The 18,381-nt window shown below is 49.5% G+C and carries 19 protein-coding genes; 9 read left to right on the forward strand and 10 right to left on the reverse strand.

Annotated elements, in window-relative coordinates; all coding sequences use genetic code 11:
- Positions 1-189 precede the first annotated feature (189 nt).
- The gene (gene rpmE, locus AAF564_18665; protein MEM8487580.1) at positions 190-399 is read right to left on the reverse strand and encodes a 50S ribosomal protein L31; all 210 of its coding nucleotides are present in this window, start codon (positions 397-399) and stop codon (positions 190-192) included.
- An 85-nt stretch (positions 400-484) separates the two neighbouring features.
- Entirely contained in the window at positions 485-2,545 is a 2,061-nt protein-coding gene (uvrB, locus tag AAF564_18670) for an excinuclease ABC subunit UvrB (GenBank protein ID MEM8487581.1), read from the reverse strand.
- Positions 2,546-2,738: 193 nt separating this feature from the next.
- Here uvrB and AAF564_18675 point away from each other — a divergent pair, with 193 nt between their 5' ends.
- The 8 genes from AAF564_18675 (at position 2,739) to AAF564_18710 (ending at position 11,061) form a co-directional block, all read left to right on the forward strand.
- Positions 2,739-4,706, forward strand: a complete 1,968-nt coding sequence (locus tag AAF564_18675) for a tetratricopeptide repeat-containing sensor histidine kinase (protein ID MEM8487582.1) — start codon at positions 2,739-2,741, stop codon at positions 4,704-4,706.
- A 73-nt stretch (positions 4,707-4,779) separates the two neighbouring features.
- On the forward strand, positions 4,780-5,169 hold the full coding sequence (locus tag AAF564_18680; GenBank protein MEM8487583.1) for a response regulator: 390 nt from the start codon (positions 4,780-4,782) through the stop codon (positions 5,167-5,169).
- 2 nt (positions 5,170-5,171) lie between these two features.
- Positions 5,172-6,572 carry an adenylate/guanylate cyclase domain-containing protein gene (locus AAF564_18685; protein MEM8487584.1) on the forward strand — a complete coding sequence of 467 codons (1,401 nt, stop codon included), beginning with the start codon at positions 5,172-5,174 and terminating at the stop codon, positions 6,570-6,572.
- A 120-nt stretch (positions 6,573-6,692) separates the two neighbouring features.
- Positions 6,693-7,838: a SpoIIE family protein phosphatase gene (locus AAF564_18690; protein ID MEM8487585.1), complete on the forward strand. Its 1,146-nt coding sequence runs from the start codon at positions 6,693-6,695 to the stop codon at positions 7,836-7,838.
- 200 nt (positions 7,839-8,038) lie between these two features.
- Entirely contained in the window at positions 8,039-8,971 is a 933-nt protein-coding gene (locus AAF564_18695; protein ID MEM8487586.1) for a D-hexose-6-phosphate mutarotase, read from the forward strand.
- 179 nt (positions 8,972-9,150) lie between these two features.
- Entirely contained in the window at positions 9,151-9,747 is a 597-nt protein-coding gene (locus AAF564_18700; GenBank protein ID MEM8487587.1) for a hypothetical protein, read from the forward strand.
- 32 nt (positions 9,748-9,779) lie between these two features.
- Positions 9,780-10,556, forward strand: a complete 777-nt coding sequence (locus AAF564_18705) for a hypothetical protein (GenBank protein MEM8487588.1) — start codon at positions 9,780-9,782, stop codon at positions 10,554-10,556.
- Between the two features lie 163 nt (positions 10,557-10,719).
- Positions 10,720-11,061, forward strand: a complete 342-nt coding sequence (locus tag AAF564_18710; protein ID MEM8487589.1) for a hypothetical protein — start codon at positions 10,720-10,722, stop codon at positions 11,059-11,061.
- A gap of 102 nt (positions 11,062-11,163) precedes the next feature.
- Here the strand turns inward: AAF564_18710 and AAF564_18715 are convergent, their stop codons facing one another.
- The 7 genes from AAF564_18715 to rdgB all read right to left on the reverse strand — a co-directional run bounded on the left by AAF564_18715 (position 11,164) and on the right by rdgB (position 15,570).
- A complete protein-coding gene (locus AAF564_18715) occupies positions 11,164-11,559 on the reverse strand; it encodes a hypothetical protein (GenBank protein MEM8487590.1) in 396 nt (131 codons plus the stop codon).
- 146 nt (positions 11,560-11,705) lie between these two features.
- Entirely contained in the window at positions 11,706-11,993 is a 288-nt protein-coding gene (locus AAF564_18720) for a hypothetical protein (protein ID MEM8487591.1), read from the reverse strand.
- Positions 11,994-12,291: 298 nt separating this feature from the next.
- Positions 12,292-12,846: a hypothetical protein gene (locus AAF564_18725; GenBank protein ID MEM8487592.1), complete on the reverse strand. Its 555-nt coding sequence runs from the start codon at positions 12,844-12,846 to the stop codon at positions 12,292-12,294.
- Positions 12,847-12,888: 42 nt separating this feature from the next.
- Positions 12,889-13,884, reverse strand: coding sequence for a flotillin-like protein FloA (floA, locus tag AAF564_18730; protein ID MEM8487593.1), 996 nt, complete (start codon positions 13,882-13,884; stop codon positions 12,889-12,891).
- Between the two features lie 21 nt (positions 13,885-13,905).
- Complete coding sequence (moaC, locus tag AAF564_18735) at positions 13,906-14,397, reverse strand: cyclic pyranopterin monophosphate synthase MoaC (GenBank protein ID MEM8487594.1); 492 nt, start codon at positions 14,395-14,397, stop codon at positions 13,906-13,908.
- Positions 14,398-14,509: 112 nt separating this feature from the next.
- Complete coding sequence (dtd, locus tag AAF564_18740) at positions 14,510-14,980, reverse strand: D-aminoacyl-tRNA deacylase (protein ID MEM8487595.1); 471 nt, start codon at positions 14,978-14,980, stop codon at positions 14,510-14,512.
- 2 nt (positions 14,981-14,982) lie between these two features.
- Complete coding sequence (gene rdgB / locus AAF564_18745) at positions 14,983-15,570, reverse strand: RdgB/HAM1 family non-canonical purine NTP pyrophosphatase (protein ID MEM8487596.1); 588 nt, start codon at positions 15,568-15,570, stop codon at positions 14,983-14,985.
- Between the two features lie 278 nt (positions 15,571-15,848).
- On the opposite strand from rdgB, the gene rpsU reads away from it, so the two are divergent.
- A complete protein-coding gene (gene rpsU / locus AAF564_18750; GenBank protein MEM8487597.1) occupies positions 15,849-16,043 on the forward strand; it encodes a 30S ribosomal protein S21 in 195 nt (64 codons plus the stop codon).
- A 220-nt stretch (positions 16,044-16,263) separates the two neighbouring features.
- Here rpsU and AAF564_18755 read toward each other — a convergent pair.
- Positions 16,264-18,381: multifunctional oxoglutarate decarboxylase/oxoglutarate dehydrogenase thiamine pyrophosphate-binding subunit/dihydrolipoyllysine-residue succinyltransferase subunit (locus tag AAF564_18755; protein ID MEM8487598.1), on the reverse strand; the 2,118-nt coding region annotated here is incomplete at its 5' end.

The following is an 18,381-nucleotide window of genomic DNA, read 5'->3' on the forward strand; positions in this document are numbered from 1 at the left end:
ACCTTGCAAATCACGTACGCATAGCTTATGTGCTTCATTGTGGTGATGTAGTGTGTTATGCATGTGTGTGCAGGTGCTGCTGCTGTGTTTGCTTGTTGGGGCAAAGGCCCTGCAAGGTGTATACTTGAAACACAAAAAGGCGATCCGTAGCACAGATCGCCTTTGAAAGCCTGGTAAAGATTCCAGTCCTTACTTCTTTTTGCCGTAACGACGCTGGAATTTCTCCACACGACCGGCGGTATCAACGTACTGACGGCGTCCTGTGTAGAAAGGATGGTTGGTAGAATCTACCTCTGATACATACTCTTCGGTACCCATCGTAGACTTGGTTTCGATGATAGTACCATCTGCCAGTCTTACTTTGACGATGTTGTATTCAGGATGGATCTCGTTTTTCATGTTGTCATGGCCCGTTTGGGCGTCAAATTTTTCAGAGTCGTTTGGTACTCACGAGGAAATCACAGGTTTCCGGCAATGCAGCCGGCTACCCTTTGCTCTTGATATCGGCCTCAAGCTGGTCTACACTGTCGCGTAATTCGGCTGCGCGTTCAAACTGCAGATTTTCCGCTGCTTCGAGCATTTCTTTTTTCATTTGCTTCACAAGGTCCTGTTTCTGCTCCTTCGTGAGGTATTTCACGACCGGATCAGCAGCTATGGACGGCTTGTTCTGGTCACCATACCGGTACGACTGATGCCCGCCCTCTTCGCTGCGTTCTTGTGCAATGAGGGTACCTTGCATAATGTCGTCTTTCGACTTGGTCACCGTTTTTGGCGTAATGCCGTGTTCTTCGTTGTAGGCAAGCTGAATGGCGCGCCGGCGTTCCGTTTCATCCATCATCCGCTGCATCGACCCGGTAATCCGGTCGGCATACATAATGATACGTCCATTCGCATTACGGGCCGCACGGCCGGCGGTTTGAATCAGGGAGCGATCACTGCGCAGAAATCCTTCTTTGTCCGCATCGATAATTGCAACAAGCGACACTTCTGGTAAATCCAGCCCTTCACGCAATAAGTTAACCCCAATCAACACATCAAATACACCCAGCCGCAGATCACGCAAGATTTCCACACGCTCAAGCGCATCAATATCTGAATGCAGGTACCGCACCTGGATCCCAAACGATTCGAGGTAATCTGCCAAATCTTCTGCCATGCGCTTGGTAAGGGTTGTTACCAGGGTGCGCTCACGGCGATTGATACAGAGTCTGATTTCCTCCATAAGGTCATCCACCTGCCCCTTGGAAGGCCGGATGGTCACTTCCGGATCAGGAATGCCTGTTGGGCGGATAACCTGCTCGACAAATACACCGCTACTTTTCTCAAGCTCATAATCACCAGGGGTTGCGGTAACAAAGATAACCTGGTTATGCTTGGCCTCATATTCTTCAAAAGTCATGGGGCGGTTATCAAGCGCTGACGGCAGGCGGAAACCATGCTCAACCAGATTGAGCTTGCGCGCACGGTCTCCATTATACATCGCACGCACTTGCGGCACCGTAACATGGCTTTCGTCAATGACCAGGAGCATGTCGTCAGGGAAGTAATCGAACAGGCAATAAGGCCGCTCCCCCGGCTTTAACCCCGACAGGTGGCGCGAGTAGTTTTCCACGCCAGAACAGTACCCTACTTCCCGCAGCATCTCGATGTCAAACATTGTACGCTGCTCAAGGCGCGCTGCTTCGAGCACACTGCCATTTTCGCGGAGCACTGCTAAACGCCACCGCAGTTCTTCTTCGATGGATTTAATGGCTGTTGACAATTGATCTTCCGGGGTAACAAAGATTTTAGCCGGATAAATCGTGAGCAGCTTCATTTCTTCGATCGTTTGACCCGTGAGGGGCTCAAAGCTGCTAATTTTTTCGATTTCATCCCCCCAAAACTCAACCCGGTAAGCAATTTCGTCGAGGTAAGCCGGAAAGACTTCGACTACATCGCCACGCACCCTGAATACCCCCGGATCAAACGCTATATCATTTCTTGTATAGAAAATCCGTGTAAGTTTTTTCAGGAAGTCATTTCGGGCAATTTCTTCACCAATCTGAACCTGGGCAATCTGCGCTTTGTATTCTTTCGGCGACCCAAGGCCATAGATGCAGGAAACGCTGGCCACAACAAGCACATCCGGCCGGCCAGAAACCAGCGCACTTGTAGCACGCAACCGCAAGCGATCAATTTTCTCGTTGATCGACATGTCCTTCTCGATGTACGTATCCGAATGAACGATGTACGCTTCCGGCTGGTAATAATCGTAGTAGGAAATGAAGAACTCTACAGCATTATTCGGAAAAAATGACTTGAACTCAGCGTAGAGCTGTGCTGCCAACGTTTTGTTGTGACTCATCACCAATGTTGGCCGGTTGATGTTCTGAATCACATGGCTCGCAGTAAATGTTTTACCTGTCCCTGTTGCCCCCAGCAATGTCTGGTATGCATCTCCCCGTTTTAGCCCAGCCGTGAGCTCTTCAATAGCGCGGGGCTGATCTCCCATGGGCGTGAATGGCGAATCCAGTGTAAAACGTTTTTCCGAGTTTCCTTCAGCCATAGTAAACGGTTTGATGGGGCGATTTTTGAACCGACTATACATGTCTTATCCTGAAACACTACACGTAAAAAAGTGGCATAACCTGAAGGATAAAAGGACGTAGAGAAAAACACAGGGTTCCATGTCGAACGTATGAAAATGCACCAGTTAATTGCGTACATTGTAGCGACCAAAAACATCCGGTTGGGAACGTATGGAAGCTCGGGCAAAAATTGAAGCCCAATGGCAACAGCTTTATCAGGGATTGGCGAGAGGGAATGCCGGCGTAAATGAATGTCTCGGCTTTTTCGAAAAAATTGTAGTGTCCAACCCGCATGAGGTCATCGCGTGGAGCGAGCCTGTTCTCAAAAAATCAGAAGAAATCGGATATGAACTTGGGGTAGCGTCGAGTCTTGCGCTGAAAGGGTATGCCCTTACCATGTTCTCAAAATACGACAAAGCTCTTCCCCTCCTGAACAAAGCACTCAAGCTGATCGAGCCCCTGAACAATCCACACGTGGCCTGTAAAATCGTGGGCTCCATTGCGAATGTACACACAAGTTTGGGTGACCTTGACAAAGCCCTCTCCTATGGCAATCGGACCCTCGAGTTGCTTAAACTTTCTGGCGACAAAGAACAAGAAGGCTGGGTGTTAAATGGCTTTGGGATGGCTTTTGAAGAAGTTGGCCAACTGGACCAGGCATTTCAGTATTACCAGCAAAGCCTGCAGGTTTTCAAAGAGATCGGACACGACACCGGGATCGGTCGCGCCCTCACGGGAATTGGCAGCACCTATCAAAAAAAAGGCAGCTACCTTGAAGCCTTGCCTTTTCATGAAGAAAGCCTGCAGCGATTCCATGCGGCAAACAACAAAATAGGCGAAGCACGTGCGCTCAACGATCTCGGCAGCATTGCGCTGGAGCAGGGTGAAATTGATAAAGCGCAGGCGCTACACACCCAGAGCCTCGAAATTCGCCGCGCCATCAAACATCGTCAATCTCAGAGCACAAGCCTCTTCAATCTGGGCAAAGTCTATATCGCAAAGGCAGACTACGATACTGCAATTGAACTCCTCGAAGCAGCAATGGATATTGCGCGCGAGGTAAACATCCGTACACGCGAAGTGCAAATACACGAGGTGCTTTCTTCAGCATACGAACAAGCCGGCAACCTTGAGAAAGCACTACATCACTTCCGCACACATACCCAGCAGAAAGAATCGCTCTTCACCGAAGAACTGAACAGACGATTTGCCACGATCGAAGTATCTCACGAACTGGATCGGGCAGAAAAAGAGGCAGAAATAGAACGGCTAAAAAATGTTGAGTTGCGCGAGAAAAACCAGCAACTTGAAACCTTGTTGAGTGAGCTTAAAAATACCCAGTCACAACTTATTCAAACAGAGAAGCTGGTCTCGTTAGGTAATCTCACCGCAGGTATTGCACACGAACTCAAAAACCCCCTCAACTTCGTCAACAACTTTGCAGAACTGTCTGTTGAGTTGATGAGCGAGTTGGACGAAGCGTTGACATCCTACACCGCGGCAGACAAAACCGAATTACCTGCTGAAGTGGGTGAGTTGTTGACGACGCTCAGGTTCAACACCGGCAAAGTGAACGAGCATGGCAAGCGTGCTGATAAAATTGTACGGAGCATGCTCGAACACGCCGGCGGCCGTGAGGGCGCCAAAGAAGCGCTATCCATTAATGATCTGCTTAAGGACTACAGCAAACTCGCTTACCATGGCATGCGCGCGGCAGACCGCTCTTTCCAGGTTAACATCGAGCACCGCTTCATGCCAGACAACCCTGTGATCGACGGCGTCTCACAGGATCTGGGTCGGGTTTTTCTGAATCTGTTGAACAACGCGTTCTATACAACACAGAAAAAAGCCGGCAAAAACCTTCCGGACTATATACCAACGGTTATTATTGAAACCCTGCAAGCAGGTGAATACCTCTCAGTCCGTATTCATGACAATGGTGAAGGGATACCTGAAAAGCATCGCCAGCGCATCTTTGAACCGTTCTTTACCTCCAAGCCATCGGGCTCAGGCACCGGGCTAGGGTTATTCCTGAGTTATGAAATTATTGTTCAAGGGCACGCCGGAGAGCTTTTAGTTGAAAGCAAAAGTGGAAAAGGTTCTATATTTATTGTTAACCTACCGTTACGGCAAGGATAATGGAGAACCTTACACGTAAGCATTCATTACACCAACAGCCTTTTTTTGCCCACGTCTAATACCCAAGGTTTTTATGGAGCAAGCTAGTTTAAATGTCCTGGTTGTAGATGATGAAGAGGATATTCAGTGGCTCTTTAAACAACAGTTTCGTAGAGAAATTCGCTCTGGCAAGGTCAAATTTCATTTTGCATTATCGGGTGAAGAAGCCCTTATGTATATGAAAGAAGGCGCAAGTGCGCACGTTGTCCTTGTTTTCTCGGATATCAATATGCCAGGAATGACAGGCCTTGAATTGCTCAAAGAACTGCGTGCATCTTATGGCAACTTACCCGTACACATGATTACTGCGTATGGGGATGACGGAAACTACCAGACGGCCATGCAATATGGCGCAGCCGGCTATATGACCAAGCCCATAGATTTCACTGAGTTAAAATCGACTGTGCAGGCATTATTGAATTAAACATGTCTGATGCAACAAAAATACTCGTTGTAGATGATGAGCCGGATCTAGCAGAGCTGGTCAGGCAGAAATTCAGAAAACATATTCGTGATGGCATTTACACGTTTGCCATCGCTGCTGATGGTATTGAAGCCCTGGCGCAGCTCGAAAAAGACGCGGCTATTGAAATTGTACTGACTGACATCAACATGCCACGCATGGACGGCCTGACCCTGCTCAGCAAAATTTCGCAGTTGGACAGAAAGTTACAAGCCGTTGTTGTATCCGCCTATGGAGATCTCGGCAACATCCGCATGGCCATGAACCGGGGCTCGTTCGACTTCCTGATGAAGCCCATCGACTTGTACGACCTCGAAATCACCATCAACAAGGCCAAAGAAACGGTTGAACAACGGAAGAAAGCAGCCCGCGTTCGGGAGACGTTTGGCCGGTATCTTTCTGATGAGGTTGTAGCCACCCTGCTTTCCAAGCCTGATGCATTGAAACTTGGGGGAGACAAACGCAAGGTTACCATTCTCATGTCTGACCTGCGTGGGTTTTCGATTATCTCCGAACACCTGCCTCCAGAGCAGGTTGTTGAGGTGCTCAACATTTACCTCGGCAAAATGGCTGATATCATCAGCAAGCACAATGGGACGATAGATGAGTTCATTGGCGATGCAATCCTCGTCATTTTTGGTGGTCTCATCACGCGTCCGGATGACGCTGCGCGGGCCGTTGCCTGTGCTGTTGAAATGCAAAGTGCGATGCAGGAAGTGAACAATATCCTGATAGAAAATGGCCTGCCTGCTCTCGAGATGGGCATTGGCATCAATACGGGCGAAGTTGTTGTGGGCAACATTGGCTCGCAGACCCGCACCAAATACGGCGTGGTTGGCAGCCACGTGAACCTTACCGCCCGCATTGAATCGTATACCGTTGGCGGCCAGGTATTGATATCAGACGGTACACGCATGGAGCTTGGCAACCTTGTCAACCTCGGACGAGAAATGAAGCTCTCAGCCAAAGGCTACGCCAAACCAATAAACATCTATGAAGTGGAAGGCCTTGGGCCTCCCTATAACATAACCCTACCTTCTGCAAAAGAAACGTTGCACGCGCTGGCTACCCCGATCCCCTTTGCCTACAGCAAGCTTGATGGCAAGCATATGACCGGGACCATGGTATCCGGGGAAATTGTTGCGCTCTCCTCTTCTATGGCAGAAATCCGGTCTACAGAACTACTGGAGCCCTTGACGAATATCCGGCTTGATTTACACCTCGTTAGCGAAGCCGGCTCGAGCATATCCGGTGACCTGTATGCCAAGGCTTTGCACCCAACACCGGAAAGCGACACCACTAAAATTCGGTTTACAGCTGTACCAGAAGATATTGCTGAAGCCATCCGACAGCTTTGTCTGTAGCATTTCATCCTTCCGTATCTTGGAAATACGCATTTTTCCCCCTAATTTCGCGCAGAACTCCTTTGTCGCTGTAGTAAACTTGTTTTAGCGCCTGTGCACGCTCCTATACCTATTGAGATCTTGGTCGTAGATGACGAACCAGATTTACAATTACTCATTCGCCAGAAATTTAGAAAACGCATTCGCGCGGGTGAATGGACCTTTCATTTTGCACAAAATGGTTTTGAAGCCCTCGACCAACTTGATCAATTTCCGGGTATCAGCCTGATCCTTACCGACATTAATATGCCCGGCATGGATGGCCTTACGCTGCTGGACAGGCTATCTGAGCGAGACGGCACCTTCAAAGCTGTTGTCATTTCAGCCTACGGAGACATGAGCAACATTCGTACGGCCATGAACCGGGGGGCTTTTGACTTCATCACCAAGCCCGTCGACTTTGATGACCTTGAAATCACTGTCGAGAAAACACTACGCGAAGTAGGCGCTTTTCGCGAGGCATTGGAGTCTCAGCAGGCATTGCAAGTATTGCAAAAAGAACTGGCCGTTGCTGCCCGCATTCAGGAGGCCTTCACGCCGCTCAAATCCCTCCAAACTGACCGGGTAGATATCCAGGCATTCCTTGAACCGGCCCAGGAAGTAGGCGGTGATTTTTTTGATTTTTTCAGGCTTGATGTACACCGTATTGGCCTGGTGATTGGTGATGTGTCCGGTAAAGGCGTTTCAGCCGCGCTCTTCATGGCAATTACCAAAACCCTGTTGAAAGCCATTGCCATGGATGGTCGGAGCCCTGAAGCTTGCCTTACGTTTGTAAACACGCTTTTGTATCCACAAAGCCTTGCCGAAGTGTTTGTCACCACCTGTTATGGAATTTTTGATACCTCAACAGGCGAGTTTACCTATACCACATCCGGCCATTACCCACCTTATATCTTAAGGAAAGATGGCACTGTAGAGATGCTTGAACCCATTCGGAGCGTCGGCTTGTGCATGATGAAATCGTTCAAGTTTACGGCCAAAACCGTAACGCTACAACCCGGTGATGGCTTGTTCATGAATACTGATGGACTAAATGAAGCTACACGGGCTGATGGCGAGCAGTTTGAGGAAGACCGCATTGAAGTAGCCCTTGAAGCAATCATCAAACCCGACACAAACGCTTCAGCCGCCGCGCGGATACAGCATGTCGTAGATGTAGTCAAAGCATTCACCAGGGGAGCGCCCCAATCGGACGACCTGACCCTGCTTACTTTGCGGTATAAGTAATTTTACCAATTCCGACTCACGCCGATGTTCAAGATAGCGGGAGAACTACAGCTTCTGATGAATAGCGACGGCATTCAGTAAGCGAAAGCGTAGATACATGGGTAAAGCTGGATATAACGCCGGCCATCGCCATGGCTTATCTTTGAGCAGCCCGTTTAAAGTCCTTCCCGTCTTCAACGAATGCTAAACAGTAAACCCGCATGGCAACAACAACGCTAATCCCAACTACGCCAGAGGCGCTCAATGAATTGTTTGGTAGAGGACAGCATCTGGTTTTTGAAAAAGGCCAGGGCGACTTTACCATTGCACGGCTCATTTCTCCCCAGGCGGAAGCCACCGTATCTATTTATGCTGGCCATGTGCTCTCTTTTGTGCCAAACGGCCAGCCTCCTGTATTGTGGGTAAGCAAAAAGGCCGTCTATGCAGAGGGCAAAGCAATCCGCGGCGGCGTACCCGTGATCTGGCCCTGGTTTGGGCCCCATGCATCCAATCCAGATAAACCCAGCCACGGTTTTGCCCGCAAACAAAACTGGGAAGTTCACGCAACGCGGCTCATGGACAATCATATTCCTCAACTCCGCCTCACACTACAGGATAACGCCTTTTCTTATGCCTTGTGGCCACACTGCTTCCGGCTGGAACTGGTGGTCACCTTGTCTGATGTGCTCGATATAGATCTCGAAATAGTCAACACAGGTAAAGGGCCGTTTGATTGCGGTGGCGCTTTGCACACGTATTTTACTGCCAGCCAAATCGAAAATGTAAGCATCCACGGACTCAACGGCCGGCCTTATATCGACCAACTCGACAACCATCAAACAAAGTATCAGCAAACCCCTATCACGTTTGCCGCAGAGACGGACAATATCTATTTCAATACAAAAGATACCTGCAGGCTTGTCGACAGCGGCTTTGGTCGGACGGTTGTTGTAGAAAAACGCGGGAGTTCATCTACCGTTGTCTGGAATCCCTGGATCGACAAAGCCAAACGGATGGCCGATTTCGGTGACGAGGAGTATAAAACCATGTTGTGCATCGAAACGGCAAACGCCGGCCCTGATGTAATTACCCTGAACCCCGGCGGGGAGCATCGCCTTGGCACAACCATTGGTGTACTCAATAGCACATCCTGAAACGCATAAATACCTTTTCTCTCTGCCAGCCGGCAAAAAAAACGGCTTCGCTAGAAGAATCCAGAGAAACGATGATATTCGTCTAAATTTTTCGTTCTCTGAAATAAGCGTTCCTTATCTTTCAGGTTTCCGACGCGTGAATGCGCGTGCGTTTTATCCACGGCGTAGTTGGTAGCTGAATGTCTGAAGAAAAAGATGTCCTCGCGCACGAGGTCCCTGAAAGACTACTTATAGCAGATTGGGATGATATATTGCCCCGGGTTCAACTCTGGGCGAATCATTTCCATAGACGCTACCTGCGCCATATTCGCGCAGCACCTACGCCTGAAGATTTGGTACAGGAAGCTGTGGTCAAGCTCTACGCGGGTCAGCGTAAGCTACCAGACCACGTACCGTTGCTAACTGTAATTATCAACAATATCCAGAGTGACATCTGGAATTTCCTAACCAAAGAAGGGTATACGCGTAAAGACAGCAAAGGGAAGGGACGCAAAGGCTGGGGACGACATATTGGATTGGAGGAGTGGATGCAGAACTTTGATCATAGCACCACACCGCCACACGCCGAACTCAAAGGATTACACGACGCAATCAAAGCGCAGGTCAGCAATGACAAAGAACTCAGCCAAATGGTTGAATTGTTTTTTGAAGATCCGCTCCTCAAACCGAGGGATCTTGCGCGCTTAATGGGTATGTCGATCAAAAACGTCAATAATGCACAAAAACGCCTTAGGCGCCGGCTCAAGAGCCTGCGAAATTCGCTGGATAAATCATAGCGCTCCCATCCATTTTCCGGTTACTTGCTCTCATGGCCAAAAAATCTAAATCTGGACGCGGCTCTAAAGAGGACCTGCAAAAAAATGCAGCGTGGCTCGAGCACCGCCTTGAGGGCACCATGCTCGACCTTGAGGCCCTGTCTGCCATGCCCATCAATGATGTGCAGGCTGAATTAAAGGCTATCAAAAAGGATCAGAAAGACCTGGTCAAGGCAATCAACGAACGCTTGCCAGCCGGCGCTTCCATACCTGTACCCAAAACACCGGCGAAAAAACGAAGGAAACCGCAGGCGCGAAAAGCAGCAGACCGTAAACCTGCAACTTCTCAGCCCGCACGGCGCCCATCCCGTATTATAAGCTTCCGTGGTGCCCTGGTGCTATCACTACTCATTATCGCTTCTGCTGTCATCATCCCACAGTTCATTAAAAACCTGCGCGATGACAAAATGGAGCCGGCGCAAGCCATTGAAGAGAATGGCGTAGAAACCCCTGATCGCTCGCCAACCTGGATTGTTGGGCCGGCTGTCGATGAATTGATTCGTGGTGTAAAATACACCATCGAAGGCCTCGAGCAGGTTGTTATCCACGCGCCACTGCCTACGAATCCGGGCGATTTACAGGCAAGCTTCAGGATGCGTATGACTGTAGACAGCGATGGTAAAGTGATTCGACTCGAACCGCTATCCAATGAAGCTGCACCGTTTGAACCTACAGTGATGGATTCACTCTTACACTGGCGTTTTAGCGCGCTGGCAGCAAGCGATTCGGTAAACAATGCTGTTGTCACAATCGAGTACATACCAGAATAGGACTACATCACATTCTCCTTAAAGCCACGCCGAGCTTATGCCCGGTGTGGCTTTTTTGTTTTTCTCACCTGGTTTTGTCGGTTTTCATGCAGCTTGCACGCACGAGATGATACCCGTCACTAGACGGGATTTTCATATCCGATCATTAATACCGACTCATATCATGGCCAGATCTGACTTTAACTGGATGGGCGTAAACCAAACGTTTACCCAGAGTAATCCAACCGTCACCATCAACTTTCCGATCGAAGGCAACGCCCCACCCGTTGATGATGCCTATCTGCTCATCACCGCACACAATGTCTCACACCAATCACATCGTATTCTGGTAAATAACCAGGAGCTTTCAGGTTGGGATCTGCCTATCCACAATCCAGGCTGGCAAACCTGGATGGATCGCATCCAGCCGGGAGTACTGCATACCGGGAATAACACGATTACCATTATTCGAGCGTCAAATGATGACTTCACAGTAAAAGACATTGTTGTAAACTGGAGAGAGTAGCACAAAAAACGCCGGCCATTCATTGATCGAATGGCCGGCGTTGCCTCGGTGTCTATTGGGATACACGCCCAGGTGCACTACCTGTCGCGAAAAAATTAAGTATTACACAGCCCTGAGTTCAGGAACGTCTGACACCATCATCACGTCGAGCGCCAATACCAGCTTCCAGACTTCCGTATGGATTTGCTGTTGGGCTATGGTCAGTTGGTCAAAGTCTGTCCCAAGCGCGCCGTCAAACGACTTCCGAAGTCCGAGCGACAGGTCAAACAAGGAGTCTTTAAGCGCTGTAGGTACCGGGCGCTCGTCATGATCGAGTTCTGCCTGAATAACCTGCAAGCGGAGCAGCAGTACACCCATCACAGGCGGTGCACCGGCGTCAAGCATTACGGGCGACGATTGGGGCTGCACTGCGGGGCCGCGCTCTTGTGCGGTAAAGCCGAAAAGCAGACAAAAAATGAGCAATAGTGGTAACAACAAAATCCCTTTGGAAATTTGCATCGGGATATCACCTATCGAAATGAAACAGAAACAAAATGTTACTTCCCTAGACAAGCAGTAACACCCAGATATTCTAGTAACTCGACAGATTTTGCCCTGTCTTCACCCATTCATATCATATTCAACAAGAGGCCTGCTTGCGCAAGCTAGCGCACTACAAAAGTTGCGCCGGGCTCCTGCTGTGGATCAGTATTAACCATAAGAATGTCTACAGAAAGCGTCTCGACGGTTTCTCCGCCATCACGATAGACAACACCTTCATAGACTGCATCTCCGGTCACCACTTCGTGCTGCGACACAGTGTCATCAAACACGATTACTCCTCTGCACGCTGCTGGCTTTCCGGGCATTTCAATTACTTCTGCATAACCAACGCCGGTTACACCGGCCAAACGTGCGGTACGCAGTTCTGGAATCGTTTCGACCAGACTCATTGCTTTTTAGACTTGGGTTGAAGAAAAGGAGCTGTTCTGCTCTTCTGGGGGGATTTGCTTTTAAGTCGTTACGAAAGGAAGAAATTGCGGTTCCTACTACCGTTATTTTTTTCTTAAAAACAGGCCATTATACTATCTAACAGTCGCACTTGCCCTTGAATAGCCGTTATTTTTATCAGCAAGAAAACCCACAGCCCGTAGGTACATTCCCTCACATGGCTGACAAAACCAGGTAAACGCAAAACGCCCGGCACGTGGCGAATATCCACATGCCGGGCGTTTACTTTAAAACATTTAATCAGCCTTGCCGGCCAAACGCAAGAATGAGCTTCAAGTGCGTCATCAGGGTTGGCAACAAGTGCATTTTGGTGAGCCGCTCGGCCGGCGTAGAAGACAGATCAAACGGGCTGATGCGTTCTACCCACAGAATCATTTTATTGCGGGTATGCTCTTCGCCCGGAAACTGGTTTTCCGGAAAGTGCTCAAGATAAAACTCGCGCATTTCCTGCAGGCGCTGGTAAGCCGCTTCATTCGCATCCAGCAACGACGTATCGCGCTGGGTGATCATTGCACCACCGATGAGATAATCACGGTAGGCAAACGGCAAGTCGAGTACCGTTGGAGAAACGGCAGCGCCAACTACATTTTCCTGCCGCAGCCCAACTTCGGCTGCACGCGCAGTAGCCGTAGAAACGAGGCAAAGCGTTTCTTCTGCCACCTTTTCAGGATCGGCTTTTGGCATAAATTCCAGCGAAATACGCGCAAGATCCTGGGTAGTGCCAAGCACACCCAGCGTAGTAAACGCAGTGAATCTTGAAATGCGTCCCTGGACTTGTTGATCTGCCTCAGACATATAGGCCAGCATCAGACTATTCTGTAATTTTATCTATGGAAATTATTCAATGGGAGCTGTGCCCGTATCTTCATTGCCGCCAATCGAGTCGCGCATCCGTGTATCAGCCTGGATGTTCTTCAGATTGTAATAATCCATGACTCCGAGATTGCCAGTGCGGAAAGCTTCAGCGATAGCCTGTGGAATCTGCGCCTCAGCAGCCACCAGGCGAGCACGCTGCGCTACAACAGATGCACTCATTTCCTGCTCCTTGGCAACAGCTGCGGCTCTACGTTCTTCCGCTTTGGCCCGTGCTACTTTCAGATCAGCTTCCGCCTGGTCGGTTTGTAGCTTGGCTCCAATGTTTTCTCCTACATCAACGTCGGCAATATCAATGGAGAGGATTTCAAATGCCGTTCCAGAATCAAGACCTTTGGAAAGAACTACCTTAGAAATGGAATCAGGATTCTCCAAAACCTCTTTATGGGTATTGGAAGAACCAATAGTTGATACTATACCCTCACCAACACGAGCGATAATTGTTTCTTCGCCGGCACCACCCACAAGCCTGTCGATGTTCGCTCGTACGGTTACACGCGCAATTGCACGCACCTGAATCCCATCTTTGGCCACTGCGGATACCGCCGGCGTTTCGATCACTTTGGGGTTCACCGATACCTGCACGGCCTCAAATACATCACGACCCGCCAGGTCAATTGCTGTAGCGCGCTCAAAATCAAGATCTATATTGGCTTTATCCGCAGAGATGAGCGCATTTACAACTTGCTGGACCCGCCCGCCAGCCAAATAGTGGGCTTCCAATTTCTCAGCTGGTACATGAATGCCGGCTTTGTGTGCCGTAATCAATGGCTTCACAATGCGAACCGGCGGGACTTTACGCAGGCGCATGCCAAGCAAGTCTTTAAACGGATTGAGTCGTACGCCAGAAAAAACAGCCGTTATCCAGAGGTTGATCGGGATAAAGTACAGCAGAATGATCGCGAAAAAAATGACGAATAAAATCGTGAGGATACTTCCACCAGCAAGTAACTCTTCCATAAACTTTCCTTGGGGGATGGGTTAATTATCTTCTTTTCTATAATCACCACTCTGTCCACCTGTTTTAGCCAACAGATGAACGTCAGTGATACGAATGCCTTTGGTAACAGACTTACACATGTCGTAAACGGTGAGCGCAGCTACCGACACAGCGGTCAGTGCTTCCATTTCGACACCGGTGCTGCCAAGCGTTTTAGTAAACGCCTTAATATCAACTGCAAAATCGGTTTCTTCCAGCGTAAGTACAACATCAACGCCTTTTAAAGCGACGTCGTGACACAGGGGAATGAGCTTGCTGGTTTGCTTGGCACCCATGATGCCGGCAATTTGCGCGATAGAAAGCACATCACCTTTGCGCACCTTGTTTTCCTGGATCATCTGAAAAACAGTTTCACCAACAAGCACGCGTCCACTGGCTACTGCAGTTCTTACTGATGCTGGCTTCTCAGCAATGTCAACCATCTTTACACCTCCTGTTGGGTCCAAGTGTGTGAATGTCGGTACATTTGCCATAATAATAGATGCATCAATCGGTTTATGCGGTATAACGTGGAGTCATGAAGATAATGGCGGGCATGAGAGAAGCGCAAAATATTGTTGCATCTCCCGGTATGTACGATACCTGTTATTCGTTGCCGGGTTCGGTTGCGGTGGCTTTTTTTTCAACCCACAGGGTTACAGGGCCATCATTTACCAGTTTCACATCCATCATCGCCCCAAAAATACCACAGGCTACAGGCTGGTTTATGTGGCCGGCCATTTCATCGATAAACGCCTCATACAATGGTATGGCCTGTTCCGGTCGTGCGGACGCGACAAACGATGGCCGGTTACCTTTTGCGGTATTACCATAAAGGGTAAACTGTGACACCACAAGCACTTCGCCTCCTACATCGATGACAGACCGATTCATTTTGCCGGCATCGTCCTGGAAGATGCGCAGGTTGGCACATTTTTTTGCCACCCAGGCCATCTCGGCAAGCGTATCTGATACGTGAACACCAAGCAATATTAACAACCCTTGCCGAATAGCACCCGTTACTTCACCCTCCACCGTAACGGAAGCTTCTTTGACCCGCTGTATCAGGGCAACCATAGCTATGGCCTGTGCTGTTCTTTGAGGAACGCAACAAAACGCATCAGCGCCTGCCCTCTGTGGCTGATGCTGTTTTTCAAATCAGGGGACATTTCAGCAAATGTTTGTTCGTACCCGTCCGGGACAAAAAGCGGATCGTACCCGAAACCGCCGGTCCCTACTTCGTGGTCAAGGATTCTTCCTTCACAAACGCCCTCAAAGTAATGCACAGACGTGCCATCCGCATAAGCCATCACGGTTCGGAAGCGTGCGGTTCGATTTACAGTGCCTTTCAGTTCTTTACAAAGCAGGGCCCGGTTTGCAACCGCGTTGCCGTCTTCGCCGGCATAGCGCGCTGAATATACACCGGGTCGACCATCCAACGCATCTACCTCGAGCCCCGTATCATCTGCGAGCGCCGGCATTTCAAAATGCGCCAGTGATGCCAGCGCCTTTTTGGCAGCATTTCCTTCGAGTGTATCGGCGTCTTCAACGACGTCAGGGACTTCGGGAAAATCTGTTAGTGCAAAGATCTCAACGGGCAGTGTTGCCAGCAGGGCTTCGATTTCGTGCTTCTTCCCTTTATTCTTTGTAGCAATGACCAGTTGCATCTGGGTGGTAGCGTATTGTGTTAAAGAGAGGCTATTGTAGCGTCGGCGTGGCGTTAAGGTCCTCAGGATGCGCCTTTAATTCACCTTTTTTGCGCCCATAACGCATTTTAGAGGCATAATATTTGGTCTTCTCACGCTTTCGCCGATATTATTTTTCACAGGCGGAAAACTTCCCTGTTTATCAAGAGTATATGAGCATCTTGATAAAGCCCAAGTGGTTATTTACCTTTTGTGGCTTCATAAAATTTACAACCTCAAACCTTTAGGAGTTTACTGTTTTGGCAGTTGGTATTAAAGTAAGAGACAACGAGTCAATCGACCGCGCACTTCGCCGCTTCAAACGTGCTGTTAACCGTAGCCGTGTACTTCGCATGTACCGCGCTAACATGGCATACACAAAGCCTTCAGAAGAACGCCGCGTAGCCCGCGAAAAAGCAGCGCGTGCTTCTAGAAAGCGTTCTCGCCAGTACTAGGCCGCTCCCGATTAGACACAACTTTCCCGCTACAGTGATCTTCTGAAACAGGATCACTGTTTTCGCATTTCTGGAAGTTTTCAGCCTACCTTAGATATTTAGCGTTAGCAAGCAGGAATTCCTGCTTCTTCGAGCACTCTCGACCGGATACAACATTCCCGTAACGGTGATCTCCCTACACAGGATCACCGTTTTTCAATTCAAGAATTTTCCAATTCGCCTAGATGTTCAGTGCTTTGGCAAGCAGGGCTTCCTGCTCTTTTTGATGCACTTTGGAGCTACCCGTAGCTGTACTTGCTCTGGCTGCCCGGCCTTTGTACTGGATAAACTTGCCACAGTCTCCGTGTACTGCCCGAAGTTTATCATCGAAGCGCTCCTTAATAAAGGTCCACCCCCCCATATTCCTCGGCTCTTCCTGAACCCAGCAGACATCTTCAGCACCTTTATACCGTTCCAGCTCTGCCATAATTGCATCATGTGGCACCGGGTAGAACTGCTCCAGGCGTGTCACTGCAATCTGTGCCTTTTTCTCCGGCTCTTTCTCCAGTGCATCCATGATGTCGAAATACACTTTGCCGCTACAAAAGAGATGGCGTTTCACCTGCGCAGGATCCAGTGTTGCAGGAATCACCTCGCGCAACGTACCCTCGGTGAACTCTTCCGGAGAAGAAACAACGCCAGGGTGGCGGAGCAAACTTTTCGGCGACATTACAACGAGCGGCCGGCCTACTGAGTTTTTCACCTGTCGGCGCAAAGCGTGGAAATAGTTCGCCGGTGAAGTGAAATTACACACCGACATGTTTTTCTCTGCACACAACTGCAAGAAACGCTCTAGCCGGGCTGAAGAATGCTCAGGCCCCTGGCCTTCATAACCATGTGGCAGCAAAAGCACGAGACGGTTTTGCTGGCCCCACTTGGTCCAGGATGCCGAGAGGAACTGGTCAAAAACGATTTGTGCGCCATTGGCGAAGTCACCAAACTGCGCCTCCCAAATAACGAGGGCATTGGGCTGCTCAAGTGAGTAGCCATATTCAAAGCCACTTGCAGCATATTCTGACAGGAAACTATCATAAACGAGCAACGGCTTCTGCTCTCCTGGCCTGAGGTGGTTGAGCGGAATGTACTCGTAGCCATTCTCCTGGTCGTATAGCACTGCATGACGATGGCTAAAAGTACCGCGACGTGAATCCTGGCCGGCAAGCCGAACGATGGCGTCGTCGAGTAGCAGGGTACCAAAAGCAAAGGCTTCACCCATGGCCCAGTCAACCTTACCGTCCGCATACTGCTTTGCCCTGCGCTCAAACTGGCGTACCAGTTTCTTGTGCGCTGCAAAACCTTCCGGCATAGCGAGGAGCTTCTCTGCAATCAAATCGATGTCTTCGCGGGAAGAATAGGTCGCATCAATAACTTCATTGAGTGGCTCCGGCTCCTCCCGAATTTCGATTTCTTTACCTTTCTCCGCCTCATGAATTGCACGCACACGTTCAAACGCCTCCTGCAAATGTGAGCGATAGTCATCCAGCATCGCCTCAGCTTCTGTAGGCTCCATTTCACCGCGGCGCATCAGCAACTCAGTGTAAAGCTTTCTGACAGAACGCTTGGCTTCAATTTTCTTGTAAAGGACAGGTTGTGTATAGGTTGGTTCATCGCCCTCATTGTGTCCGTGTACACGGTACGTAATCAGGTCAATTACCACATCTTTGTTGAACACCTGGCGAAAGTCGAGGGCGAGGCGCATAACCCGAACACACGACTCAGGATCATCTCCATTTACATGGAAAATCGGCGCCTGAATCATACGCGCCACATCGGTGGCATACGTGGAGCTCCGCGCATCTTTTGAGTTTGTGGTAAATCCAATCTGGTTGTTGATTACCAGATGGATGGTCCCGCCTGTCGTATAGCCCCGCAGTTGGCTCAGGTTGAGTGTTTCTGCCACAACACCCTGGCCGGCAAATGCCGCATCACCGTGGATGAGCAACGGCACAACACCATCTTTGTAGTCACCACCCGGCGCATCTGCATGTTCGAGACGCATTTTATCTTGCTTGGCCCGTACAATGCCTTCTACAACAGGATTAACGGCTTCAAGATGGCTCGGATTAGATGCCAGGGTAATGTTGATCTCGGCGCCACTTGGTGACACATGGGTGGCTCTTGCCCCCAGGTGATATTTCACATCCCCAGATCCCAACGATGTTTTGGGGTCAATACTTCCCTCAAACTCAGAGAATATGACTTCGTATGGCTTGCTCAGAATATTCGCCAATACGTTCAACCGGCCGCGGTGGGCCATCCCTATAACAACTTCTTTGACTTCCTGGTCAGCAGCATCACA

This window comes from Bacteroidota bacterium (assembly GCA_039111535.1).
Lineage (GTDB): Bacteria > Bacteroidota > Rhodothermia > Rhodothermales > JAHQVL01 > JBCCIM01.

Excerpts from the sequence above, each read along its gene's own strand:
- rpmE (MEM8487580.1), bottom strand. The coding sequence starts at position 399 with ATGAAAAACGAGATCCATCCTGAATACAACATCGTCAAAGTAAGACTG.
- uvrB (MEM8487581.1), bottom strand. The coding sequence starts at position 2,545 with ATGGCTGAAGGAAACTCGGAAAAACGTTTTACACTGGATTCGCCATTC.
- AAF564_18675 (MEM8487582.1), top strand. The coding sequence starts at position 2,739 with ATGGAAGCTCGGGCAAAAATTGAAGCCCAATGGCAACAGCTTTATCAG.
- AAF564_18680 (MEM8487583.1), top strand. The coding sequence starts at position 4,780 with ATGGAGCAAGCTAGTTTAAATGTCCTGGTTGTAGATGATGAAGAGGAT.
- AAF564_18685 (MEM8487584.1), top strand. The coding sequence starts at position 5,172 with ATGTCTGATGCAACAAAAATACTCGTTGTAGATGATGAGCCGGATCTA.
- AAF564_18695 (MEM8487586.1), top strand. The coding sequence starts at position 8,039 with ATGGCAACAACAACGCTAATCCCAACTACGCCAGAGGCGCTCAATGAA.
- AAF564_18700 (MEM8487587.1), top strand. The coding sequence starts at position 9,151 with ATGTCTGAAGAAAAAGATGTCCTCGCGCACGAGGTCCCTGAAAGACTA.
- AAF564_18705 (MEM8487588.1), top strand. The coding sequence starts at position 9,780 with ATGGCCAAAAAATCTAAATCTGGACGCGGCTCTAAAGAGGACCTGCAA.
- AAF564_18710 (MEM8487589.1), top strand. The coding sequence starts at position 10,720 with ATGGCCAGATCTGACTTTAACTGGATGGGCGTAAACCAAACGTTTACC.
- AAF564_18715 (MEM8487590.1), bottom strand. The coding sequence starts at position 11,559 with ATGCAAATTTCCAAAGGGATTTTGTTGTTACCACTATTGCTCATTTTT.
- AAF564_18720 (MEM8487591.1), bottom strand. The coding sequence starts at position 11,993 with ATGAGTCTGGTCGAAACGATTCCAGAACTGCGTACCGCACGTTTGGCC.
- AAF564_18725 (MEM8487592.1), bottom strand. The coding sequence starts at position 12,846 with ATGTCTGAGGCAGATCAACAAGTCCAGGGACGCATTTCAAGATTCACT.
- floA (MEM8487593.1), bottom strand. The coding sequence starts at position 13,884 with ATGGAAGAGTTACTTGCTGGTGGAAGTATCCTCACGATTTTATTCGTC.
- moaC (MEM8487594.1), bottom strand. The coding sequence starts at position 14,397 with ATGGCAAATGTACCGACATTCACACACTTGGACCCAACAGGAGGTGTA.
- dtd (MEM8487595.1), bottom strand. The coding sequence starts at position 14,980 with ATGGTTGCCCTGATACAGCGGGTCAAAGAAGCTTCCGTTACGGTGGAG.
- rdgB (MEM8487596.1), bottom strand. The coding sequence starts at position 15,570 with ATGCAACTGGTCATTGCTACAAAGAATAAAGGGAAGAAGCACGAAATC.